At 46.5% G+C, this 22532-nt stretch carries 22 protein-coding genes; 13 read left to right on the top strand and 9 right to left on the bottom strand.

The window, feature by feature from the left end; all coding sequences use genetic code 11:
• Positions 1–22 precede the first annotated feature (22 nt).
• Positions 23–112: a cytochrome b6-f complex subunit PetN gene (gene petN, locus JOY44_RS04755; RefSeq protein ID WP_009555764.1), complete on the bottom strand. Its 90-nt coding sequence runs from the start codon at positions 110–112 to the stop codon at positions 23–25.
• Between the two features lie 139 nt (positions 113–251).
• Between petN and JOY44_RS04750 the strand changes: the two genes are divergently transcribed.
• Entirely contained in the window at positions 252–740 is a 489-nt protein-coding gene (locus JOY44_RS04750; RefSeq protein WP_242541713.1) for a hypothetical protein, read from the top strand.
• Between the two features lie 416 nt (positions 741–1156).
• Here the strand turns inward: JOY44_RS04750 and JOY44_RS04745 are convergent, their stop codons facing one another.
• The 4 genes from JOY44_RS04745 to JOY44_RS04730 form a co-directional block, all read right to left on the bottom strand.
• The gene (locus tag JOY44_RS04745; RefSeq protein WP_171572557.1) at positions 1157–2041 is read right to left on the bottom strand and encodes an endonuclease NucS domain-containing protein; all 885 of its coding nucleotides are present in this window, start codon (positions 2039–2041) and stop codon (positions 1157–1159) included.
• 38 nt (positions 2042–2079) lie between these two features.
• On the bottom strand, positions 2080–2826 hold the full coding sequence (locus tag JOY44_RS04740) for an NUDIX hydrolase (protein WP_171572556.1): 747 nt from the start codon (positions 2824–2826) through the stop codon (positions 2080–2082).
• A complete protein-coding gene (locus JOY44_RS04735) occupies positions 2772–3386 on the bottom strand; it encodes a nicotinate-nucleotide adenylyltransferase (RefSeq protein ID WP_171572555.1) in 615 nt (204 codons plus the stop codon). Before JOY44_RS04735 ends, JOY44_RS04740 begins: the two co-directional genes overlap by 55 nt.
• Before the next feature lie 196 nt (positions 3387–3582).
• On the bottom strand, positions 3583–5400 hold the full coding sequence (locus tag JOY44_RS04730) for an ABC transporter ATP-binding protein (RefSeq protein ID WP_171572554.1): 1818 nt from the start codon (positions 5398–5400) through the stop codon (positions 3583–3585).
• Between the two features lie 1008 nt (positions 5401–6408).
• Here JOY44_RS04730 and JOY44_RS04725 point away from each other — a divergent pair.
• Together JOY44_RS04725 and JOY44_RS04720 are read left to right on the top strand one after the other, a co-directional pair.
• On the top strand, positions 6409–7062 hold the full coding sequence (locus JOY44_RS04725) for a hypothetical protein (protein WP_171572553.1): 654 nt from the start codon (positions 6409–6411) through the stop codon (positions 7060–7062).
• Positions 7063–7142: 80 nt separating this feature from the next.
• Positions 7143–7787 carry a L,D-transpeptidase gene (locus JOY44_RS04720; protein WP_171572552.1) on the top strand — a complete coding sequence of 215 codons (645 nt, stop codon included), beginning with the start codon at positions 7143–7145 and terminating at the stop codon, positions 7785–7787.
• Between the two features lie 40 nt (positions 7788–7827).
• On the opposite strand, the gene JOY44_RS04715 is transcribed toward JOY44_RS04720, so the two are convergent.
• Positions 7828–8781 (bottom strand): alpha/beta fold hydrolase, encoded by a 954-nt coding sequence (locus JOY44_RS04715; RefSeq protein ID WP_197984956.1) that lies wholly within the window; start codon positions 8779–8781, stop codon positions 7828–7830.
• A gap of 319 nt (positions 8782–9100) precedes the next feature.
• Here JOY44_RS04715 and infC point away from each other — a divergent pair, with 319 nt between their 5' ends.
• The 3 genes from infC to JOY44_RS04700 all read left to right on the top strand — a co-directional run bounded on the left by infC (position 9101) and on the right by JOY44_RS04700 (position 13412).
• Positions 9101–9628 carry a translation initiation factor IF-3 gene (gene infC, locus JOY44_RS04710; RefSeq protein ID WP_197984955.1) on the top strand — a complete coding sequence of 176 codons (528 nt, stop codon included), beginning with the start codon at positions 9101–9103 and terminating at the stop codon, positions 9626–9628.
• 123 nt (positions 9629–9751) lie between these two features.
• Positions 9752–12799: an Npt1/Npt2 family nucleotide transporter gene (locus JOY44_RS04705; RefSeq protein WP_171572551.1), complete on the top strand. Its 3048-nt coding sequence runs from the start codon at positions 9752–9754 to the stop codon at positions 12797–12799.
• Positions 12800–12923: 124 nt separating this feature from the next.
• Positions 12924–13412: a Crp/Fnr family transcriptional regulator gene (locus JOY44_RS04700; protein ID WP_171572550.1), complete on the top strand. Its 489-nt coding sequence runs from the start codon at positions 12924–12926 to the stop codon at positions 13410–13412.
• On the opposite strand, the gene JOY44_RS04695 is transcribed toward JOY44_RS04700, so the two are convergent.
• Positions 13409–13612 (bottom strand): DUF2949 domain-containing protein, encoded by a 204-nt coding sequence (locus tag JOY44_RS04695; protein WP_171572549.1) that lies wholly within the window; start codon positions 13610–13612, stop codon positions 13409–13411. The genes JOY44_RS04700 and JOY44_RS04695 overlap by 4 nt on opposite strands.
• 245 nt (positions 13613–13857) lie before the next feature.
• On the opposite strand from JOY44_RS04695, the gene JOY44_RS32310 reads away from it, so the two are divergent.
• The 6 genes from JOY44_RS32310 (at position 13858) to uvrC (ending at position 19941) form a co-directional block, all read left to right on the top strand.
• Positions 13858–13992 (top strand): hypothetical protein, encoded by a 135-nt coding sequence (locus tag JOY44_RS32310; protein WP_281063278.1) that lies wholly within the window; start codon positions 13858–13860, stop codon positions 13990–13992.
• Positions 13993–14418: 426 nt separating this feature from the next.
• Positions 14419–15489, top strand: a complete 1071-nt coding sequence (locus JOY44_RS04690; RefSeq protein ID WP_171572548.1) for an Mrp/NBP35 family ATP-binding protein — start codon at positions 14419–14421, stop codon at positions 15487–15489.
• Between the two features lie 72 nt (positions 15490–15561).
• The gene (gene rodA, locus JOY44_RS04685) at positions 15562–16818 is read left to right on the top strand and encodes a rod shape-determining protein RodA (RefSeq protein WP_171572547.1); all 1257 of its coding nucleotides are present in this window, start codon (positions 15562–15564) and stop codon (positions 16816–16818) included.
• Positions 16819–16939: 121 nt separating this feature from the next.
• Positions 16940–17137: an NAD(P)H dehydrogenase subunit NdhS gene (locus JOY44_RS04680; RefSeq protein ID WP_171572546.1), complete on the top strand. Its 198-nt coding sequence runs from the start codon at positions 16940–16942 to the stop codon at positions 17135–17137.
• A gap of 83 nt (positions 17138–17220) precedes the next feature.
• Positions 17221–17889, top strand: coding sequence for an HAS-barrel domain-containing protein (locus JOY44_RS04675; RefSeq protein ID WP_171572545.1), 669 nt, complete (start codon positions 17221–17223; stop codon positions 17887–17889).
• A gap of 45 nt (positions 17890–17934) precedes the next feature.
• On the top strand, positions 17935–19941 hold the full coding sequence (gene uvrC, locus JOY44_RS04670; protein ID WP_171572544.1) for an excinuclease ABC subunit UvrC: 2007 nt from the start codon (positions 17935–17937) through the stop codon (positions 19939–19941).
• A 35-nt stretch (positions 19942–19976) separates the two neighbouring features.
• Here uvrC and JOY44_RS04665 read toward each other — a convergent pair whose 3' ends face one another.
• Both JOY44_RS04665 and chlP read right to left on the bottom strand, forming a co-directional pair.
• Positions 19977–20522 carry a GIY-YIG nuclease family protein gene (locus JOY44_RS04665; RefSeq protein WP_171572543.1) on the bottom strand — a complete coding sequence of 182 codons (546 nt, stop codon included), beginning with the start codon at positions 20520–20522 and terminating at the stop codon, positions 19977–19979.
• Positions 20523–20604: 82 nt separating this feature from the next.
• A complete protein-coding gene (gene chlP / locus JOY44_RS04660) occupies positions 20605–21828 on the bottom strand; it encodes a geranylgeranyl reductase (protein ID WP_171572542.1) in 1224 nt (407 codons plus the stop codon).
• A 279-nt stretch (positions 21829–22107) separates the two neighbouring features.
• Here chlP and JOY44_RS04655 point away from each other — a divergent pair, with 279 nt between their 5' ends.
• Positions 22108–22425 (top strand): hypothetical protein, encoded by a 318-nt coding sequence (locus JOY44_RS04655; protein ID WP_203031933.1) that lies wholly within the window; start codon positions 22108–22110, stop codon positions 22423–22425.
• The last annotated feature ends 107 nt before the right edge of the window (positions 22426–22532 follow it).

Here is a 22532-nt window from a genome sequence, read left to right as displayed (position 1 = left end):
TTAATCACACTACAAAGTCACTTCAAAACCCGTTGCGTGCCCAAACAACCAACGAAATCGAAAAAGTGAAGACAACCAAAAGACCAACCCAGCCCAAGCTCAAAATATCCATAGGAATCTGTGAAACACTGTTACAAAACATCTTCAAAACTGATCATAGTCCAAAGTGGGAATCGCAGTGCAGCAAAACATCACGCACAAACGTAGATTAATTGAAGGATAGAAAAGAACAGTGGGACGGGAGCAATAAAATGATTGAGGTGAATGAAGCAGTCCGAGAAAACAAGCAGGAAATTGAAGGATCGCGTCTTAGTTGGATAGAGCGATGGGAATCACTAAGAGCGGGTGGCATCGGCGCGATCGCAGCCGGAATGCTGTTCACACTGTTCACACTGATTAATAGCAGGTGGTCCTTGGCTCCAACGAACTCATTGGCGCTGCATCCTGACAGTATTGGGGTAACCCTTGCAGTCAGTGGAGCCATTGCTGTTCTGTCGGGCTTTTTGTTTGCCGTCACCTATCGCTATGTGATTCGCCATGATCAAAACGTTCACCTTAAATCAGGAGCTGTTGCCGCCTTCGGCTTAGTGCGTGGATTGGCACAGCTTGATATAGGCTGGCAAAGCGGAGTTGCCCCCTTGCCATTACTTGCTGTGATGCTAGAAAGTTTAGTGCTATTTGCCGGAGTCAGAATGGCATTAGATTGGGCGATCGCTGAATCCAAGATCAAGCCCTTTTGATAGTGTTCAGATGTCCTTCGCCAAAATACTGCGCCATTCCGGGATACGACGATGTGTTATCCCTTATTTCCCAACAGTTCTTTAATGCATTGAGAAACGATTCGCTTCATGAATGAGAGCTGATGCATTCACTCAAAACTTACGTTGCTGCCTGGGCAGTTCCTTGTTCGGTGCGTTGCACCACACTAATAAAGACATTTTCCAGGGAATAGGGCACGGGGCGGAGCGATCGCAGATGAATGTCCATTCTCCATCCCCAGTCTAAAATTGATAGCATTGCTCCATCATTGCCTTTAACTAATTAACGCGATCGCAAAACGAAATATCCACTTACGTCCTAATAAATCTTCAATGTCTTGAATTAGCCCAATCCGATCTAATAAACCTTTTGAATTAAGTAAATAAAACCCGTTAATTTAATCGTTAGCTTTCTCTTCATCGCTTGATAGTTCAGCAGTTTCTTTTTGAGAATTATCGCCTTGAAAACCGCCTATCCATGTAGGTCCAGAACTTTTCACGCCTGTAGCGGTTGGAATATTTTTTCTTACCCATCGTAAAAATTCACTGACTCCAATACTGGAGGGAACTCGTACAGAGACAAATTTAGTATGTCCACTCGGAGTAATCTGATTAATCTGAATCTTAAAAAGCTTCGATCCTTTATCAGGATATTTTAACCGACTCGCCGCTAGTTCTTCTGGGCTGACATCAGATAAGCCAAGTTTGTGAGCATAGCGAACACGGACATAATGATAGAGAGTCTTGTTAACCTTCTCTTCCCGAATAGCTCGTTCGTCTATATCTTCTATTGAATTAGCGTCAGACGAATCAGTTTTAGGTGTATACAAATCAATTTCTGCTTTAAGGTTCCCCTCTAAGTCATGAATTTGAAAGTAATTTTTATCATTGTGGTCGGAAATTTTAGCAGTCAAAAATTCGATTTCTAGTTGATTATATTTTTGGTCAATTAAGTTGTGTCGGTGAAAGGTAGGTGCTACAGCAATGAGCCGAACTGGAATTTCATAATCTATTTCTGACGAAAAAGGTTTTTGACTGATTAAGTTGTCATAATATCGAGTTAGTTGTTGAACAATATAGCGATCAGCTTGATTTTTAAGCTCTAAAACGACTAACTTTTTAGAAGGCACGATAGCTAAAATATCGCAAATTTCACCTGCTATCATAGACTGGCGTTTGAACGCTTTAAAACCAAATAATTGCTCTAGATGAATCCAAACAAAGTCTTCCAAATCCGCTTCACTTTGAAAGCTTACTTTTGTTTTCGTTCGCTTGAATCGCATAAATTGATCTCCAATGACCAATGACTAATAACTATTCTCTAAATAAACACCAACGCCTTATCCTTGAGTGGTGCAAACGCTTCGGCATCAAAGCGATAGAGGCTGGCGGGTCGTCCGGCTCCACGAGAGACTTTGACCCTCGTATCGGCTAAGAAACCCAGTTTCAGCAGGCGCGATCGAAAGTTGGAATAATCCGAAAAGTTTTCGCCTAACACGGTGGTGTAAAGCTGATAGAGATCGCTGAGGGTGAAAAGCTCTGGCAGTACTTCAAAGGCAACGGGGCTATATTCCAGCTTATTTCGCAAACGACGATGACCATATTCCAACACCTGATTATGGTCAAAAGCGAGGGATGGTACTTGGCTCAAGGGATACCAAGCAATGCCGCTTACCCCATCGGCAATTAGTTCGGCCTCTGCGAAGCGCACCAGGGCAAAATAGCTCACCGCTAAATAGCGATCGCCATAGCTGTCTGCTGATTCACGCGGGTCACGTTGCGGTCCGCCAAAGGTGTAAAGCTGCTCTAAATAGAGATTATTGGCGCGAATTTTTTCTGCCAGAATGCGATAGGCCGCATCTTCTAACGATTCACCTTGCTGCACAAGCGTTCCTGGCAGGCTCCACTGATCCAAAAAAGGCGGTTCATCACGCATCACTAGTAGCACGAGCAAGCGATTTTGCTCAGTGTCTACGGAAAAGATCACATTATCGACTCCTACTTTGAAGTCGGCTAGCCTTGGGCTATCTGCCACTGGATTTGTTTTTCTGGGGACGCGTCCTGGCATTCGTATAGGTGCTCTCGGCGAATGTAATCTTCGATAGAAGCGGTGAGTCCGTCGGTATCTTTATGGTTACGGTAGGCAGTAGATGAAGTATCGGGACCCATCAGGTCAGCGATAGCCACCCTTGCGCCGCGCTGCTTCAATACCTCCAAAGCTGCCTCACTCAAAGGATAGCCCGGTCTTGGCACGACGAGCAGGTTCACTTCTCGTAATAAATCCTCAATCTGATACCAGTTCGGCAATTGGGCTACCAGATCGGAACCCACCACGAACGTAAAATTAACAGTACTCCAGCGCCGTTTGGCAATCTCTAAAGTATGAATCGTGCGTGGCTGGCTTAAGTCTGGGCAAAACTGCACATTGGGACGGGATCGCTGGAGATCCTGAATCAGCAGCTTTAGCATTTCCAGACGATGAGCCAAAGGGGTTTGATGCGTCTTAAGGGGATTATCAGATGCCCACACCGCTACGCCATCAAAGCGGTAAGACAACCATGCCAAAATTGCCTGGTGCCCAAGAGTGGGCGGGTCAGCACTGGTTCCAAAAAGAGCAATCGTTGACATAGGAGTGTGGGGTGCGATCGCGTAGATACTATTTATAGAGCAAAGAGTGAGGCAAAACTTATCAGAATTCAAGGCTTGGTCTTCGATCCTGGAGGTCAGGAACTTGAATCCATGCTACGAGCTTGGGTGCGTCCGGGCCTCTCCTTTCTATTCTTAAAATACAAGAGTGTGTTAAGCATCTCTGTATTGCAAGCACCTACGCCAACAATTCTCCCGTTTCTTGAAGCGAGTGTAATCGTTGATAAATGCCGCCGTGATTTAGCAGTTGGTCATGGCTACCCACTTCCACAATCCGCCCATGTTCCAACACCACGATTTTGTCAGCTTCCCGCACCGTGCTAAGGCGGTGAGCAATGATAATTAAAGTCCGGGTGCCCAGCAGCGATCGCATTGCCAATTGGATCGATCGCTCCGACTCGTAATCCAAACTAGAAGTTGCCTCATCAAACACCAGCACATCCGGGTTCATAATCAAGGCGCGGGCAATGCCCACCCGCTGCCGCTGTCCACCCGATAGGCGCACGCCTCGCTCCCCTACCGTGGTGTCATAGCCTCTAGGCATTTGACGAATAAAATCATCTGCTTGAGCAATGCGGCAGGCTTCCTTCACCTCCGCCACTGTTGCGTGAGGATTGCCATAGGTGAGGTTTTCCATCAATGTGCCGTTGAAGATGTCTACTTCCTGGTGGACGATCGCCAGTCGTTTGCGATACGCCGTAATATCCAGTCGTCGGACATCTTCCCCATCTATTAAAATGGCACCCCTCTCCGGTTCAAAATAGCGAAACAGCAGCTTGACCAAAGTGGATTTGCCAGACCCCGATCGCCCCACCAATGCCACCGTTTGATATGGCTCCACCAGCAGGTTGATATCTTGCAGCACCGGCCGACCTGGATTGTAGCTAAACGCAAGATGAGAAAATTCCACTTTGCCCGTAAAGCCATAAATTGGGGCAGATGCGGGATCAACCACCAAATTGCCAGCATCCTTTCCTGGCGGGATCTGCATAAACTCATGAAACCGAATCATCGAAGCATAGCGACGGGCAAATATCTCTGCCAGTTGACTAATGGGTTCCACTTCGGCATATGCCATGCTGGAAACCGTCAAAACGGTAATGAAATGCCCGATCGAAATCTGATTTTGAACGGCTGCCCACAAAGTAAACACCAGTACTAAAAACACACAGGTTTGGACAATAGTGCGTTCGTAGGTTCCCAAAATCACATAGCCTTTGTGAATTCGGTAATTCAACACCTTGAATTCGCGATCGATTCGTTGCTGCTGCCGTTTTAGCTCTTCAGATTCTGTAGCAAAGGCTTTCACGGTCTTGATGTTGGTAATAATCTCAGAAGTGCGGCTGTCCGTGTCCTCTGTATATTTGTCCAGCCTTTCTTCTTGATCGGCTAGGCTTTTTAAGCCAAACGCACTGAAGCTAATAATCCCTACAAAAGAAACCAGTACCAGCAGCGCGATTTTCCAGTCAATCAACCAAATCACCACAGAAATACCCACCACGCGAAATAGCTTAGGGATTAGCTGTCCCGTGATCTCTGGATAAGTCCAGGTGTGATTCGCTATGCCCTTTGCCACTCGCGAAGCAATTCGTCCTGGATTGTTTTCATCATAAAATTCTAGGGGTAGTGTCAGAATTTTCTCTAGGGATTTTCGGGTATAGTCTCGCCGTGCCCGAAATGCAGTATCCCAGTTAAACCAGGCACCTAGCCAAGGCTGAATGGGGGCACGCCCAACCGATACAATGCCAATCAGCACCACCAAAATAACCAAAGACAACGCCTGATTCTGCGGTTGCCCTGAGAGATTTGCCGCGATCGCCACGATTCCTTGCACCGGGCGATCGAGCGGTTGATTAGACAATACATTCAAAATTTGCCCAATCGCATAAGGCACAAATAAATCAATCATCTCAAATAGACTGATTGCTACAACGCTGAAAAGCGATATCAGCCAGTAATTACGGTAATAAAAAATGACATCTCGAAACTTTGCCATAACGCCTCCCTCGAACAAATCCTGACTCTATGCAGCCAGTTTTCCCGCGCAATACTTCTAGTTAACTCAGTGAGCCTTCAGTAATTTTCATTGCAATTTACGGCACAGCGTTTGATATCCGATTCAGACGCTGTATGAATGCCTATTGAGTAAACTTGCTTGCAGGCAAAAATTTACTCTTGAAAATATTGTCCAACTTTGCAATCAAGTTGACAGAATTGCCGCACTACAAAAGTAGCATCGTAATACAAATACAGCGGGAACGGTGGAATTTCGGAAATGTGTTGGCTGAATTTTGCTTGAGGGAGGCAAAACTGCTAATTTTTCGAATCCTAAAATATATTTTCATGAAGCTTTAATAAAGCCTCCGTAGGATTACTGGGCAGTGACCTTGCGATTTAGCTAATCTGCATTAGGAAATCAAAAAACCAGCTTGACAAGTTTTTTGAAACAGTGTGACAACTGCTGATGTCTTTTTAGGTTGTGATCGCCCGATTTCAATTTTCAATTCTTTGAATAAAACTATTAGTCCTAGCAGGTATAGCTGTCGCCGGGTGTGTTAGGACAGATTGGTGATGAACATCAACACCCGTGAGCTTTGTGAATTGACCCTTGTCCTAAGTCTTCCGTCCGTTGCTATAACCCTCTTGAATCACTTTCGGAAAAGCAAATTTAATCAAAAATGCTGAAGCTTCTATACGGCTTGAGTCTTAGCATACGCAGCTTATTTCCGATATTTCAAAACATTTGACAATGAAGCGTATATACCAGACAGCAGTCGGTGAAAGACTTTCAGCGTTTTGCCTGGATTTTACTTTAACTAGAGTGACATATGAGGGATAAATAGTTAGCTAAAAACAAATAGCCATCAGAAACAAACTCTGCTTGTTGTGCGTCTGCTTTAGTGAGTTCAGTTTTATGAGTCTGCTACTAGCCGAGATTTGACTAAGGTTTTTACAAAACTCCTTAGCGTTCCTCTCTAAAGTTTGATTTCTTGTGAGGCATTCTGTGTTAGCAAAACCCATATTCACAGGATTGAAAGCGGCGGGTGCGATCGCGGTAGGAGCAATCCCTCTTTGGTATCTGACCCCTAAACCGGCACAAGCGGTCACTTTAACCTACGACATGACCGTTGATATAGCTCAAGGAAATTACAAGGGCATCTATCAAGGCAGCTTCAGCTACGATAGCTCAAACCCACTGCAACCCTGCCAAGATGACCCCGCTTTCACTTGTGCAACAGTGCAGCAAAACAAACTATCGGTTTTATTCAATTTTCTAGGCAAAGCGTACTCAGAAAAGCAAGATCTAGATTATGAATTTGGCTTCCCAGCAGTTTACTTTCGAAATAATGCTCTTGTAGGTTTAAGCCTGGTTGTTATTCCGCCCACCTCAGATATCAGCTTCTCAATTCTGGGCAAGAGCTTTTACATTGGGTTTGAGACTTATCCAAATCCTATAACCAAACAAGGATTGGTTGGCTCAGTATCCTATAAATTGAAGCAACTGCCGCCTCCACCTGCACCCACGCCTCCACCTGCACCCACGCCTCCACCCTGTTCTGAGCGCTGCGAGAGCGTACCCGAACCATCTGAGGTGGCAGGTAGTGCTTTGGCGATCGCGCTCTTAGGGTTGGGGCTAAAACTGCGGCGAAATCGGTAGAGCCACTATGGGTTGAAGCCACGTTTGAAGTAACTCGAATATGATGAAAATAGGTTGTTTAAGATTTATGGCTTCTGACCATGCACCGTTTGTCTAAATTCATAGGGGATATTGCGACAATCGGCATAGTGGGTCTAGTGTCGCTGCCTCAAGTCACTTTTGCTGCCCTCCCCCCCGTTCAATCAGGTGATGCGATCGCCCTTCCCAATTCTCCCTTTGATGCGCCTTCGACCATTCCACCGCGAGATTTAGAGCCTGAGTTGCCTCCGACCAACCCAGAACTGAAACCGTTATACATTCAAGAGCCGTTTCAAAAACCAAATCAGGATCAACCGCTGCGTCTAGAGATCAAGCTAAGCCTTCGTCGTGTAACCCTGTATCGAGGCAGCGCAGTTGTCAAAAGCTACCCGATCGCGGTGGGTCGTGCGGGTTGGGAAACTCCTAAAGGCACTTTTCAGGTAAAACAGATGTTTCGCGATCCCGCTTGGATTCATCCCCTCAAAAAAGGAATTGTTATTCCAGGTGGCGATCCAGAGAACCCCCTAGGGCGTTATTGGATTGGGTTTTGGAGTAATGGAAAAAACTGGATTGGCTTCCACGGCACCGATAATCCCAAATCTGTCGGCACAGCAGCATCTCACGGCTGCATCCGTATGTACAACAAAGATATTGAAGAGCTTTTTAAGAAGGTCAATTTGGGAATTGAAGTGAAAGTTGTGAAATGAGAAAGCATGGGTTTAAGAGATCGGGTGTGGGTGTCGAAACTCAAAACTCATTTCTTTGCCCTTCTGTCCAAGAATTGATCCAGTTCAAAATTTCTTGATTGACGATCTCAGGACACTCGTCATGGGGGCAGTGCCCAGCATCTTCAATTTCTACTAGTTTTAAGTTTGGGTTATATTTCACAAACAATTTTGCTAGTTGGGGTGGCACCATCGTGTCTTTCAGTCCCCAAAACAGCAACATGGGGATCGTTAAGGTTGGCAATACCACTTTGGCTGCGTAGTCTCTACTGGGTTGGGCCGTCGATCGCACCATTGCTCGTAGCGCTTTTACCGCGTTGCGATCATAGGCAGGAGTAGAAAAAATATCCACTAACTCATCAGTAACTGCTGCCTTTCCAGCGTAAGCCTGTCGTGCCCAAAAAAGGCGAATCGCTTGTGGATGGCGCACTAACCAAAACAACCCATCAAAGATGAGTGGAGAAGTCGCGACCCATTTAGTTAAGGCAAGAGCAGGGCGGGAAAGCGGATTCAGCAAAGCGATCGCCTGCTTAATCCGCAGCGGCACTTCTAGCACCGATGCATCCGGTAAATTCAGCATCACAATTCCACTCACCATCTCTGGATGAGTCGCTGCCGCCGCCAAAGCTACTAAAGACCCAATCGAATTTCCAACTAAAATGACAGGCTGCTTCACAAACAATCGCCAAAAATCATACACTTGCTCCACCCATAGCTCAACGCCAAAGGAAGCCGTCACTTTTTCAGAGGCACCAAACCCCAATAAATCTAAGGCATAAACAGTGTGATGCTGCCCCAGTTCGGGTAAATTATGCCGCCAGTGCCCAATTGAGCCGCCAAAACCATGTAGTAAGAGCAATGGCGTTGAGCTAGAACCAGCAGAGCGCACACAGGTATAGCGCGTTTGCCATCCTCGCCAAATCCAATCTCGCTGATTGCCCAATCGTTGTTGCCAGGGAATGGAAGTCATCGCCATTGCTTTCTACCCAGTGTGTAAATGGATCCTAACAATCGCTTCATCTGTTTTCATCACAAAATTCTGTCTAAATCCAGGAAAATGCATAAAAAAGGAGCTAAAACTTATCTGCTTGGAAACTTCATGAACAATCTCTAAAAAATAAAGCGACTGAGCAAAATGTCAGATACAATCGTATGTTCAAGGATATAAGCAATAACCTTAATTCTTTAAACGAGCCATAGGTGTCTTAAATCTCTGCAAAAAGCCAGGTTGCAACCATACTACGCAGTAGTTTATTGTTGCTATCTCACTCCAATTATTCTCTTTAAAACTGCCTGTGACTGGAAATAGACCGACACGCGATCTCCCCACCATCAATGAACGGATTCGATTCCCTAAGATTCGAGTGATTGATTCAGACAACTCACAGTTGGGAATCATGACCCCTCGTGAAGCATTACAGCTTGCTGAGGAAAAGGAACTGGATTTGGTTTTGGTGACTGATAAAGCAGATCCCCCTGTTTGCCGAATTATCGACTATGGCAAATTTAAGTTTGAACAAGAGAAGAAGGCAAAAGAGGCTAAGAAGAAGCAGCATAACGTTGAAGTCAAAGAAGTGAAGATGCGGTACAAAATTGAGAAGCATGACTATGATGTGCGGATCAATCAGGCAAAGCGCTTTTTGCAAGATGGCGACAAAGTTAAGGCAACCGTTATGTTTCGGGGTCGCGAAATTCAGCATAGTGACATGGCAAGAGATTTGCTATCTCGTTTAGCCAATGATCTGCAAGAATTTGCTGAAGTTCAACAATTTCCTAAGCAGGAAGGGCGCAATATGATGATGCTATTGGCTCCTAAAAAGTAGCCAGCGATCGCGTTGCTCGGTTTCAATGACTAAAAATTCTGCAACAAAACGGAGTAGCATCTCTACAATAAAGACCATTCAGGGCACTTTAGTTGAAGTGGTGCTCCATTGTTGGCATAGTGAATGGGACTAATTGATCAATGGTTTTCTAAGGGTGGCTGGAGGCAAACTCTTTTACAGGGGTTTAACCTGCGGGCGGAAGAGGCTGAACGGACATTCTTGATGTTTGCTTTCTATGCCACCACGTCTATTGGTCTGGTTTGGTTAGAAGCCATTACAGCCGATCTGTTTCTGAGCGAGTATAAGGCAGAGGGATTGCCCTGGATTTATATTGCCAGTGCGGGAATTGGCTCAGGGCTAAGTTTTATTTATTCTCAACTTCAAAAGATATTACCGCTGCGCCGTGTAATTGTAATTATTGCGCTGCTGATGGCGGCTCCATTGGTGCTATTTTGGCTAGGATTAAGTGCCCAGGCAATTTACCCGCTTGAATTTTGGAAGGTGAGTACGGTTGGTATCACCATTTTTTTGATGCGGCTGTGGGTAGAAGCGCTGAATGTCCTGAATGATCTGAACACCGCAATTACTGCAAATCAGTTATTCAATATCCGGGAAATTAAGCGCACCTATCCGTTGATCAGCAGCGGGATCTTAGTGGCGGATGTGATTAGTGGCTTTTCCCTGGGTTTCATGATCAAGCTGGTGGGCAACCTGCAAAATATGGTGCTGTTGTCGTGTGTGATGATGGCGATCGGGGCAGGGATTCTTTTTTACCTGAGTAGTGCGTATCAACAAGCGTTTCCAGATTTTTTGCGCCGGAGATCGGGATCAGAGGAGCAAGCCTCGGAATTTTCAACTAATCGCTCGGTGCAAGGCTCTCTGCGCCGCTATATCATCCTGCTGTATTTATTTTTTATCTTGTCCCAGATACTGTTCCTGTTGATTGATTTCCGCTTCTTAGGAGCGCTAGAAGAGTTTTCAACTTCAGAAGGGCAAATAGCTGCATTTCTGGGCGTTTTCAACGGCATTCTGGGGCTTTTTGAGGTCGCAATGCAGTGGTTGGCTTCAAGCCGTCTAATTGAAAGGGTTGGTGTATTTTTTGCTTCGCTGCTATTACCAGGTGGAATCGGCATTTTAAGTGCTTTTGCAATTTCTAGTTTGGCATGGCAAGAGCCGTTAGTTAGCCAGTGGGCATGGACATTACCACTGTTTCTGATTCTGCTTGCCCTAAAATTTTATGATGAATTACTGCATTACACGTTATTTGCTAGTGTGGGTCCAGTGTTATTTCAACCCGTCCCTGATGGGGTTCGGAGCCACGTACAAGCAATGGTGCGGGGGGTTGCGGAGCCGTGGTCTACGGGTGCGACTGGGATAGCGTTATTAACGTTGGGCTGGTTTTTGGGCGATCGCCAGCTCGATATTTTGTTTCCAGTCATGCTGGTTTTGGCATTGGTTTGGGTTGCAGTAATCCTCCTTCTGCGAGCAAAGTATGTCAACCTCCTAGTGATTAGTGCCGATCGGGGACAACTGACCCGGGATGTCGATGAGCTAGAACTGCGGCGAAAACTGCTGGAAACCCTTGAAAAGCCAGGATCAGAAAAACGTAAGGAATCCTGCATTGATTTTTTAAGTAAGGTTTATCCCAAAAGCGCGTGTGAATTGCTGGCAACCCGATTGGTAGATTTCTCACCTGCCTTACAGCGAAAAAGTCTGGAGGCAATGCTGCTTTATCCCAGTGCTGTATCTCTGAGTCAGGTAAAAGACCTGATTGAGCAAGCTCCTTCTGCGAATGTTCTTGCTTTGGCGTTGCGGTTTGTTTGGATTACGGAAGAAGACCCCGATATCCGCCGCTTGCGAGTGTATTTGAAATCGGAAGTTGATCCAGTGGTACGAGGAACCGCTTCCTCTTTGATGATGCGTCAGGGTGATTCCACACAAAAGGCAGAGGCAACCAATACTTTGCGGCGAATGCTCACCCATAAATCTGAGAAAGAGCGGGTGATGGGCTGTCGGGCATTGGGCGAGGCGGTCTATTTACAAGCGCTGCGAATTTACATTCCTAACTTGTTGCAGGATGAATCACTGCGGGTGAGGTGGGCAATTTTGGATGCGATCGCGGCGACACATTTAGAAGAGTTTTATCCATCATTACTGCGGGGATTGCAGTACAAATCCACGCGGGAGGCTGCGTTGAAAGCAGTGGTACGGTTGCACAATGAAGCATTGCCCATGCTAGTTAAACTGGCAGAGGACATACAAAAGCCAGATATTGTTAGGCTTCATGCATGGCAAGCGATCGGCTTAATCGGTACTCCAGAGGCGTTGGATGCCCTGATTTCCCACTTAGTAATGTCATGGGGCAACAATCGCCGCAATATTCTCAGAATCTTGCTAGAGATACCTGAAGAAACAGGCATTGAAAGTACCTTAAAGCAGATGGGGCGACGTGGCGTAGAACAGTTTATTGACCAAGAACTGATGTTTATGGGTCAGATATATGCTGCATTGCTAGATTTGTCGCCCCAAACAATGTGGATGCGAGAGGCAGATTTACTGAAACGGGCGCTAGAGGGTTTGCTGTTGGATGCTCAGGAACGACTATTTTTGTTGATGCAGTTTCTGTATCCAATTGGGGCAATTAAGGCGGCGGCGTTTAATCTCCAGTCTGCTTCTCGCAGTAATATGGCGCGGGGCTTAGAAATTTTGGATAACACTTTGGATATTCCCAATAAACGAGCGTTGCTCAGCCTTTTGGATCGCAATTCTGAGGAAGAAAAGCTGAGGAATTTATCAGAAATTTTTGACGATCAGAGATCGCTGCCCAGCGATCGTTTGCGCCAATTACTAGAACTGCGCCACTTTTTATCTGATTGGGCGATCGCCTGTTGTTTTCATCTGGCAAAGCAAGCACATTGGAGTTTGACAAGCGAGCAAGTAATATCGTGTTTACGTCATCCCAAAGGGTTTGTTCGAGAAGCGGTGCTATCCTACCTATGGATGGCTTCTCCAAGGGCAATACAAACCTTACTGCCACTTTTACAAAAAGACCCTGATCGTTTAGTAACAGCCCAAGTTAAAAAGATGCTCAGAGAACTTGAGCTAAAAAGAGGAAATTCTGCTGAAGTTGCTGGAAACCCCTCAACAAAGTTACTAAATATCTCAAGTTAGCCTGGATTTGAGACAATTTAGTAATGCACTCTCCTGGTTTTGGGAATTCTGCTAACAATGGCTTTATTGCGTAGGTTATCGCTCTTAAAACCAGGCAATTGCTCGCCTCATTTGCATCGCCGTTATGCTTTCTAGTTTTGAACGAGTTCTATTTATCCGAGAAGTCCCGATCTTCAAAGAACTGCGGGAAGAGTTTTTAGTGCGCTTAGCCTCCGTAATGGATGAGCTTGTCTTTCCAAATAGCCATACTATTTTTACTCAAGGGCAAGAAGGGCGATCGCTTTACATTGTTGTGTCGGGTAAAGTGCGCGTTCACATTGAAAGTCAAGAACTTGTGCAGCTTGAGCAAGGGGCTTGTTTTGGAGAAATGTCTTTGTTTGATGCCGAACCTCGCTCTGCATCAGTGACTACGCTTGCTTCCTCAGAATGCCTCATACTCACCCAACAGCAGTTGTATGAGGCAATTGAAGAAACTCCAGGAATCGCTGTGAATATTATTCGGTTGCTATCCCGCCGGATTCGCGAACTCAATCAAAAAATGAACGCCATACAAAGCTCAATTGGTGCGCCACCGCCACCAACCCGGCTTTATAAGCCTGCTCAAATGCGTTAAGCAGTTTCCATCCAGTCAAAAATTCGGTCTAAGTCTTCTAAGGTGACTAGCCCGTATTGCCACAAGATCATTGGCAATAGACTTGGGGTAAATTCCTGATGACGTTGCGCGATCGCGATCGCACTCTCTGAAACCGACAGCTCTTCCTGCAAAAACTGGATCAATCGAGCATTCACAATTCCTCCTTTCTTTACTTCCATTTTTTAATCAAGATAACAAATTTTGTAAAATTATGTAACAAACTCTCAGTTTTCTTTTTTGTCTAATTAGCTTACTCGAAGGTTTACCTTAAAAACAGCAGAATGCTATGAATTTTCGTTAAATAAATGTGTTTACTGTAGTGCTTCTAAGAGTGCTCTGCTTGGTAATGGGCAACATCAAGTTGAATAGCAATCTATTTTCCAAGAATTAAAGCAACTTCAGCTGGTGCAAACCGAAAAAATGTTTGCCCTTGGTCAACCAGTGGCAAGCATTGCCCAAGAAATTGATGCTGCCATCAACTTATATTTATGGCAGCATCAACTACGTGGATACTTATACTCGCGACTTGTTGGAAGTGTTGCAGCTTTATGCACAGTAAGATACTTCTGACAGCGTAGAAGGCAGGAAAAACTGAAGTTGATGGACCTCGCTATCAGATGGTTGAGCGCCATAGTGGTACACCTAAACGTTTTTCGCGGCCTATTTGGTGCCTAATTGAGGAGTGGATTTTCTAATCAAAGATTCCTATTCGGCAGAAGCCTTCTGGCTTAAAAGATGGCTTACATATAGGAGCTCCAGCAATGCCAGTATTAATAAAGCAATAGTTCGCGACATCTTCATTCAAGTGATTTTACTTAAAATACTGCGTCAGGGCGTTTTACAACATGCTTTAACCATCAGTCTAATCAATTAAGTCAGTCGGGCGATCGCGGAAATACTCAGCAGTTCTACCAAAATGGCTAACGACTGGCTCTAAGATCGAAGAAACCGATCCGTCTCCCGTTGCTTTAGTCAGAGTGAAGAAATGCTTGATACCTTAAGTGCCAGTTCTGTTTTAGAAGTTTTAAAGCCTGTGCAAGATCCCGAACTGCAAAAAAGTTTGGTGGACTTGAACATGATCCGCAATGTTGAGGTTGATCAGGGCATTGTTCGCTTTACCCTCGTGCTCACAACTCCAGCCTGCCCGTTGCGCCAGTTCATTGTGGAAGATTGCGAGAAAGCAGTTCGCACGCTGCCTGGAGTGAAAGAGGTGCTTGTAGACGTGACGGCTGAAACGCCTCAGCAAAAAGCGTTACCCAATCGCCAAGGGATTAGCGGTGTGAAAAACATTTTGGCAATTTCCAGCGGCAAAGGGGGCGTGGGCAAAAGCACGATCGCCGTCAATATCGCGGTAGCTTTGGCACAAACAGGCGCAAAAGTAGGTTTAATTGATGCCGATATCTACGGTCCTAACGCTCCAACAATGTTGGGTTTAGCAGATGCTACGGTGACGGTACAACAAGGCGCTGCTGGAGATATTCTGGAACCAGCCTTCAACCACGGCGTAAAACTGGTTTCCATGGGCTTTTTGATTGATAAAGATCAACCTGTGATCTGGCGAGGTCCGATGCTTAACGGTGTGATTCGCCAGTTTCTCTATCAAGTGGAATGGGGTGATCTAGATTATTTGATTGTGGATATGCCACCTGGAACAGGCGATGCTCAACTGACGATGGCGCAGGCAGTTCCCATGGCGGGGGTTGTAATTGTAACGACTCCTCAAACAGTCGCTTTGTTGGATGCGCGGCGGGGCTTAAAAATGTTTCAGCAGCTTGGAGTTTCAGTTTTAGGGATCGTGGAAAACATGAGCTACTTTATCCCGCCGGATATGCCAGATAAACAATATGACATTTTTGGTTCGGCAGGTGGCAAGAAAACCGCAGATGAGCTTCAGGTGCCTTTGTTGGGCTGTGTGCCGCTGGAAATCCCTCTGCGAGAAGGCGGCGATCGCGGGGTGCCCATTGTTTTAGCTGATCCTGAATCTGCTTCAGCAAAAGCGCTAACGGCGATCGCCCAGCAAATTGCTGCGAAGGTTTCCATTGCCGCGTTGACATAGTTTTTTTTTCAGACTTAACTGAGGACGAGAGACTTCAAGAAATGTGACTGATTAGTGGGTTCTTCCTGATTCATGCTACAAAAAACGCTGCCCAAAATTCGCTGGAAAGACCTAGTTCAGCCCTGGCAAAATGTAGACTGGTGGCTGTTTGTATTACCCCTTGGACTGACCATTTTGGGTGGTGTGATGATTCACAGCATCGAGTTGAGCCAAGAAGGAGCAAACTGGGCATTTCAACATTTGATCACCTGTGGAATAGGACTTGTGCTGGCATTGGCGATCGCCCGTTGCCGATATGATCAATTGCTTCAGTGGCACTGGATCATCTATGGCGTAACCATTTTGCTGCTGCTAGCGGTCAAGTTCTTTGGCACCGAAGGGTTAGGCGCTCAGCGCTGGATTACGATCGCAGGCTTCAATCTACAACCTTCAGAATTTGCCAAACTGGGAGCAATTATCACGATCGCGGCCTTACTCAGCGATCGTCCTGCTTCAACGATTCCGGCCGCTTTACGCGTTATGGCAGTGGTAGCCGTTCCTTGGATGCTCGTTTTTTTAGAGCCCAACTTGGGGACCTCCCTAGTCTTTGGTGCTATCACGATGGGCATGTTGTACTGGGGCAACGCAAATCCGGGCTGGCTCTTGCTTCTCCTTTCTCCATTTATTTCTGCAATTATATTCAACACTTTCCTGCCGTTTTGGTTCGTTTGGATTGCAGTGGTTGGAGTCGTTGCATGGCGCAGTCTTCCCTGGTATCGCCTAGGAACCTTGGGTGCCGTGGTCATCAATCTGGTATCGGGAGGTCTAGGGCATTTACTGTGGGGGTTGCTCAAGGAATATCAAAAAAAACGCCTGATTCTCTTTCTCGATCCAGACCAAGAACCCCTGAAAGGGGGCTATCACCTAATTCAGTCCCGCATTGCCATTGGTGCCGGGGAAATGTGGGGCAGAGGGCTGTATAAAGGAACGCAAACGCAGTTGAGCTTTATTCCAGAACAACATACCGACTTTATCTTTACAGCTATTGGCGAAGAGTTAGGCTTTGTGGGCGGTATTCTGGTTCTATTTGCCTTTTGGCTGATTTGCTTGCGGTTGGTGATCATCGCTCAAAATGCGAAAGATAATTTTGGCTCACTGATTGCGATCGGCGTTTTCTCAATGATTGTTTTCCAGGTTGCCGTCAATGTTGGCATGACGATTGGCTTGTCGCCAGTGACGGGTATTCCTTTACCCTTTTTGAGTTATGGAAAATCTGCCCTACTGATGAATTTTTTAGCGCTCGGCGTCGTGCAATCTGTTACCAATTTCCGACAGCGGCTGAAGTTCTAGCTAAAAAGATTATCCATTGCCAATTTTCTGTTTTAGAGATAATCACAAAATAAGCAAACGACATACCATTCTTGTCTTTCACCTTGTAAGCTGGTCTAGTGAATACATCTGAGCAAGCGCTATGATTTTTCCGGGTTCAGTGGTTCGAGTGACCAACTCTCAAGATACTTACTATCAATTTCAAGGGTTAGTGCAGCGGATGAGCGATGGCAAAGCACTGGTTCTGTTTGAAGGCGGCAATTGGGATAAATCAATCACGTTTAAGCTTTCAGAACTGGAGGAAGTAGACTTGGCAGCCGCAAAGAAAAAAGCGAAATAACTCAGGTTTAATCTTTAAGGTTAAGCTTAGGATTAAGCTATAAATGAACGTAGCTTAGAAGTTAAAGCTTTCCTGCTTGCCTCATGCGTCTTCCTCTTCCTCAGTTTACTGCCCAAAATCGCCAGCCCAATCATATTGCAGAGGTGATTGAAACTTCCACAGCCGAGTTTTTGGCGCAGTGCTTAGATCCAGATGATCTAAGCTTTCCTATCATGCCGCCTTTTGGCAGTTGGGTGAAATCGGCCGAAGAAGAGTCAGGCAATCAAGTTTATGCGATCGTATACTACGCTTCCACCAGCCCAATCGATTCGGTGCATCGGGCGCGGGCACTAGGTTTATCGCTGCAAGAATTGCGAGAACAACAGCCTCAAATTTTTGCCATGCTGAAGACTGAGTTTCGGGCGGCGATCGTTGGGTTTAAACCGTACTCAGCAAAAAGCAATGGCGTAAAGCCAGATGCTGCCCTAATCTATCAACATTTGCCGCCCCGCCCACCTCAACTTCACCAAGCGGTTTATCAATGTGACTCTGATGAAATTCTTCGCTTCACTGATCGACTAGATTTTCTGCGAACCTTGCTGCAAATGAACGGCGTGCCTGTGGATGCATTGGTCGCTGCGATGCTGCGGGAAGTGTATGGGTTGAGACGGGCAGACCGAGAATGGTTGGTGCGGGCAGGACGGATGTTGAGTCTTTACTTAAAGGATGATTACGATCGCCTTCGCACAATTTTGAGTCAAGTACATATTTAAAATTCGCACTAAGATCGAAGAGTATAGTGCGTTGTGTGCCTGCGTGTGACTTCAACCAAGATTTTGCCTTTACTTCACGATCCAGAGCGCTTAGAGAATCGCTTGAAAGAGATTCCTCCAGAGCCGGGAGTCTATTATATGAAAGATGCCACCGATCAGGTGCTCTACATTGGCAAGTCGAAAAAGCTGCGATCGCGGGTGCGATCGTACTTTCGCGATGATCATCACCACAGTCCCCGGATTGCAATGATGGTGCGGCAAGTGGCAGATATCGAGTTCATTGTGACTGATACTGAAGCCGAAGCCCTTGCCCTAGAAGCCAACCTGATTAAGCAGCACCAACCGTACTACAACGTGCTGCTGAAGGATGACAAAAAATATCCCTGGCTCTGTATTACCTGGTCTGAACCCTATCCGCGTATTTTTATTACGCGCAAACGCCATTTAAGTAAAAAAGCCGATCGCTTTTATGGACCCTATGTGGATGTAGGCTTGCTGCGCCGTACACTGCACTTGGTGAAGCGGGTGTTCCCTTTGCGGCAACGTCCTCAGTCGCTGTTCAAGGATCGCCCTTGTCTAAACTACGATATTGGGCGCTGTCCGGGTGTTTGCCAGCAGCTGATTTCCTCGGAAGAGTATCACAAGATTGTTCGCAAAGTGGCGATGGTGTTTCAGGGGCGAATTGATGAACTGGTCGATATTTTGTCGATGCAAATGGAAAAAGCGGCGGATGAGTTGAATTTTGAGGTGGCAGCCCGAATTCGCGATCAGATTGTCGGAGTAAAAACCCTAGGAGCGGATCAAAAGGTGGATCTGGCGGATGATACCGTGTCGCGGGACGCGATCGCCCTCGCTGCTGATGAGAATCATGCCTGCATCCAGCTATTTCAAATCCGCACAGGTCGGTTGGTGGGTCGTCTTGGTTTCGTTGCCGATGCCCAATCGGGTACTTTTGGAGAAATTCTTCAGCGTGTTTTGGAAGACCATTACCAACACATTGACCCGATTGAAATTCCGGCAGAAATCTTGGTGCAGCATGAACTGCCCGAAACAGAAATGTTAGCTGAGTTTCTCAGTACGGCTAAAGGGCGCAAAGTGACGATTATTCATCCTCAGCGTCAAACTAAGGCTGATTTGCTCGAAATGGTAGAACGCAATGCTGGTTTTGAGTTGGCACGCGCTCAACGCTTTGCAGATCGCAACACCCAGGCAATGCAAGATCTAGCGGAACTGCTGGATATGCCCGATTTTCCGCGTCGGATTGAAGGCTACGATATCTCCCATATTCAAGGGTCAGATGCGGTTGCCTCGCAGGTTGTTTTCATGGATGGAATGCCTGCTAAACAGCACTATCGTCATTACAAAATCAAAAACCCTAAGGTGATGAGCGGGCATTCAGACGACTTTGCATCGATGGCAGAAGTGATTACTCGTCGCTTCCGCAAGTATGCTGCCCTCAAAGAGCGGGGAGAACTAGTGAAAAGTGACGAGGCCTCGGTACTCGATCGCCATGTGAGTGCCACCTCAGATTTTCCCGATTTGGTGATGATTGATGGGGGCAAAGGTCAGCTATCCGCTGTGGTCAGCGTTTTGCGAGAAATGAACCTATTAGAAGATGTGCGGGTGGTCAGCCTCGCGAAGCAGCGGGAGGAGATTTTTTTGCCGGGTGAATCGCTGCCGCTGGAGACGGAGGCAGAACAGCCTGGAGTTCAGCTTTTACGCCGCTTGCGAGATGAGGCGCATCGATTTGCGGTCAGCTTCCATCGTCAAAAACGCACGGAACGGATGCGGCGATCGCGCCTCGATGAAATCCCTGGATTGGGTTTCCATCGTCAAAAGCTGTTGCTCTCCACCTTTCGGTCGATCAATTACCTGCGCGAGGCTAGCCCTGAAAAAATTGCCACAGTTCCGGGGATTGGTCCCCGATTAGCCCAGCAAATTTATACCTACTTCCATCCTGCTCACGATGACAGTCCCATTGAAGAGCCCCTCGTTCGTCCACTGGAGCACCACGCAGCAACCGACACTGAGGAGAATGCGGCAATCCCTTAGATTCACCACCCGTAATCTTATGAAAGATGCCGATACTACTTCAAATCCAACAACCCTGATTCCTTTAGCTTGGGGTTAAACCGAATGTCCTCTTGCACTCCGCGAGTCTTTAAAAGCTCAAGCACACTTGATTCCACCCGACGCGCTACCTGCTTCAAAACTTTAACTTGAGCAGATTCATTGATGGCATTGGCAAAACTTGCTTGTTCCTCAGCAGTCATCATTCCTTTCACATCAATCGGCTGATTCCATCCATCAGCAGCATCCCCGTTCCCTGTAGGCAACGAGTTATTCTCGGTAATCCAGGCATCCCGAATGCCTTCTAATACGGTGCGACTGGGGCGATCAATGGTCTGCACTTTCAGCCAGTGGCAAGACTGTGGTTGCCGCACGAGATGCTGCTTCAAGCTCAAGTAAATGTCTCGCGAATAGCCGATATATTGCAAAATCTGGTAGGCGTCGAAAATGGCATAAACCCCAACTTTGCCCTGAAATTGGTCGGGCACCAAGCCGTTATCGCTCAAATAGCTAACAAATTCCAAAGTGTTTAAGGGGCAGATATCAGTCTGAGAAGTGGTCATTGTGATGATTCAATTAACCCTTAAAAGGCAGCAAGGGCGCAGAAAATACGCCCTTGCGATCGCATGAAACCAACCAACCCGCTTAAGGTGCAAGTGCGTTGCCGCGAATTAGGCTACCAATTGTTTTTGCCGTAATTTTCAACTGCACCAACGGATTAGCTGGAACAACAGTCTTGTAGAGGTAGCTATCAAAGGTGAGCTTTTGCACATCCATATCAGCGCACATTTCTACAAAAGCCTCGCGGGTAGCATCGGTGCGATAAAAAACCCGTTGAAGCAGGTCTAGCACTAGGTAGGTGATGCCGTATTGCTTATCCCACCGCTGAATGTAAACCTTGAGGTCTTTCTCAGTAGGGGTGCGAGTGCCTTGTTCTGAAAACTCGACGATCGCCTCAGCGCACATCCGACCCGACTTCGCCGCAAAATAAATACCTTCGCCAGAGGATTTGGTCACGGTGCCAGCCGCATCGCCAACCAATGCCACCCGACCCACTACTCGGCGAGGTCTAGGATGTTCAGGGATGGGGTGTGCTTCTACCCGAATGATTTTGCCGCCGCGCAGTTTTGCGGCTGCCCGGTTGCGGATACCCTTTTGTAGCTCCTTAATCCGAGATTGATTCGGCTTCATGGTGCCAGTTCCAACGGCAACATGGTCGTACTTAGGGAACACCCAGGCGTAAAAGTCTGGGGAGACATCATCACCCACATACATTTCTGCCAGGTCTTCGTAATACGCCATTTTGTCGTCGGGAATGCGGATGCGTTCTTGAAAGGCGATCGCGTAGTTGTAATCTCCCGCATCAATCGCTTTCGCAATTCGCGAGTTCGCTCCATCTGCGCCCACGACCAAATCCACTTTCAGTTTCTTATGTTCCCCTTCCAAAGTGCCATTGGAATGGTCGGCATAGTGCAACACATAGGGATCTGTATCGTTGCTGGGAATTTCAAGCTTGTGTAGAGTACCGTTAATCACCTTGGCACCCAGTTTTTCTGCGCGATCGCGCAAAAAGCCATCCAGCACTTCCCGACGGCACATGCCAATGTACTCGTCATCCTTCAAAGTGCTACCAATGTTCACTTCAACATTGGAGGGAGAGATCATCTTCATCTTTCGCACGCGGCGATCAATGATCTCTGGGGGCAAGTCAAACTCGCTGACCATACACAGCGGAATGGCACCACCGCAGGGTTTCACATTGTCTAATTTGCGTTCAATTAAATAGGTTTCAATCCCAGCTTTTGTTAAAACTTCCGCAGCGGAGGAACCCGCAGGTCCGCCACCGACAACTGCAACGCGTAGTGCCAAAGCTTTTCTCCTAAATCGTTGTAAAAGCTACACAGCATACTATCACGGACTTTTCATTCAAAGGGCGCTGTCAGCACTAGATTCGACCATTTGAAATAGAGTTTAACAATTACCGTAACGCAGCTTAATGAAAAGATAGACAAGATACCAGATAAAGCTCATGTGCAGATTGCGGCTGATGGAGATTCCTAGCCATATCGTAGTGATTTACGCAATTTTACGGCTGTGCGGTCTTCACCCAAGAAGGGAAGACTGGTTATGTATCCCACAGGAGCTTCTATGCGTTCCCCACTTTCTCAAAATCTAAATCCTCCTAAAATCAGTACGATGCCTCGCCCAAAGACAGAAGCGGCGGCGTACTTGGATATTTATAAGCTGATTACTGAAAAAACTCGACTAGAGCGTGAACTAGAAACCCTGGAACAACGACGCGATCGCATCGTTCAGCGTCTCGAAATTTTAGATACTCAAGTGGAAACTCTTGAAAATAGCGCCCACCAATTGCGGAACATTATGTCTCCTCAGCCGATTTGCCCGCTGCCGAAACCTAAAACGGTGCAATCAAATGATTTCAAAACTGTGATTTTGGAGTATTAAAGTGCTATTTACCCCAAGCGACCTGGGATGAGATAAATAAACTTCGTTAAATATAGAAACTAATTTTGTGAGCGGAGCGCCTCGCGAAACGTCCTATCATCTAGATC

The organism is Leptolyngbya sp. Cla-17, assembly GCF_016807185.1.
Taxonomy (GTDB): Bacteria; Cyanobacteriota; Cyanobacteriia; order Leptolyngbyales; family Leptolyngbyaceae; genus ULC077BIN1.
Note: the sequence above shows the minus strand (reverse complement) of the source record. Positions and strands in the feature narration are given on the sequence as shown.

Coding starts and splice junctions, on each gene's coding strand:
- petN (WP_009555764.1), bottom strand. CDS start 112: ATGGATATTTTGAGCTTGGGCTGGGTTGGTCTTTTGGTTGTCTTCACT.
- JOY44_RS04750 (WP_242541713.1), top strand. CDS start 252: ATGATTGAGGTGAATGAAGCAGTCCGAGAAAACAAGCAGGAAATTGAA.
- JOY44_RS04745 (WP_171572557.1), bottom strand. CDS start 2,041: ATGCGATTCAAGCGAACGAAAACAAAAGTAAGCTTTCAAAGTGAAGCG.
- JOY44_RS04740 (WP_171572556.1), bottom strand. CDS start 2,826: ATGCCAGGACGCGTCCCCAGAAAAACAAATCCAGTGGCAGATAGCCCA.
- JOY44_RS04735 (WP_171572555.1), bottom strand. CDS start 3,386: ATGTCAACGATTGCTCTTTTTGGAACCAGTGCTGACCCGCCCACTCTT.
- JOY44_RS04730 (WP_171572554.1), bottom strand. CDS start 5,400: ATGGCAAAGTTTCGAGATGTCATTTTTTATTACCGTAATTACTGGCTG.
- JOY44_RS04720 (WP_171572552.1), top strand. CDS start 7,143: ATGCACCGTTTGTCTAAATTCATAGGGGATATTGCGACAATCGGCATA.
- JOY44_RS04715 (WP_197984956.1), bottom strand. CDS start 8,781: ATGGCGATGACTTCCATTCCCTGGCAACAACGATTGGGCAATCAGCGA.
- JOY44_RS04705 (WP_171572551.1), top strand. CDS start 9,752: ATGGGACTAATTGATCAATGGTTTTCTAAGGGTGGCTGGAGGCAAACT.
- JOY44_RS04700 (WP_171572550.1), top strand. CDS start 12,924: ATGCTTTCTAGTTTTGAACGAGTTCTATTTATCCGAGAAGTCCCGATC.
- JOY44_RS04695 (WP_171572549.1), bottom strand. CDS start 13,612: ATGGAAGTAAAGAAAGGAGGAATTGTGAATGCTCGATTGATCCAGTTT.
- JOY44_RS04690 (WP_171572548.1), top strand. CDS start 14,419: ATGCTTGATACCTTAAGTGCCAGTTCTGTTTTAGAAGTTTTAAAGCCT.
- rodA (WP_171572547.1), top strand. CDS start 15,562: ATGCTACAAAAAACGCTGCCCAAAATTCGCTGGAAAGACCTAGTTCAG.
- JOY44_RS04680 (WP_171572546.1), top strand. CDS start 16,940: ATGATTTTTCCGGGTTCAGTGGTTCGAGTGACCAACTCTCAAGATACT.
- JOY44_RS04675 (WP_171572545.1), top strand. CDS start 17,221: ATGCGTCTTCCTCTTCCTCAGTTTACTGCCCAAAATCGCCAGCCCAAT.
- JOY44_RS04665 (WP_171572543.1), bottom strand. CDS start 20,522: ATGACCACTTCTCAGACTGATATCTGCCCCTTAAACACTTTGGAATTT.
- JOY44_RS04655 (WP_203031933.1), top strand. CDS start 22,108: ATGCGTTCCCCACTTTCTCAAAATCTAAATCCTCCTAAAATCAGTACG.